The organism is Variovorax sp. dw_954 (assembly GCF_018449755.1).
In the GTDB taxonomy this organism is placed as follows: Bacteria; Pseudomonadota; Gammaproteobacteria; order Burkholderiales; family Burkholderiaceae_C; genus Variovorax.
Window position 1 is genome coordinate 1 of the sequence record NZ_JAAVVD010000136.1, and the last position, 215, is coordinate 215.

1 protein-coding gene is annotated in these 215 nt (G+C 66.5%); it reads right to left on the minus strand.

Features of this window, described 5'->3' with window-relative positions; translation table 11 throughout:
- On the minus strand, positions 1 to 215 hold a 215-nt coding region (locus HB681_RS37865; protein WP_275946445.1), incomplete at both ends, for a carboxyl transferase domain-containing protein.

Here is a 215-nt window from a genome sequence, read left to right on the forward strand (position 1 = left end):
CCGTTGATCATGCCGTAGCCGGTGACCACGCCGTCACCGGGAATCTTCTGCTCGGCCATGCCGAAGTCGCTGGAGCGGTGCTCGACGAACATGTCCCACTCTTCGAAGGTGTTGTCGTCGAGCAGCAGTTCGATGCGCTCGCGCGCGGTGAGCTTGCCCTTGGCATGCTGCGCATCGATGCGCTTCTGGCCGCCGCCCAGGCGGGCCTGCGCGCG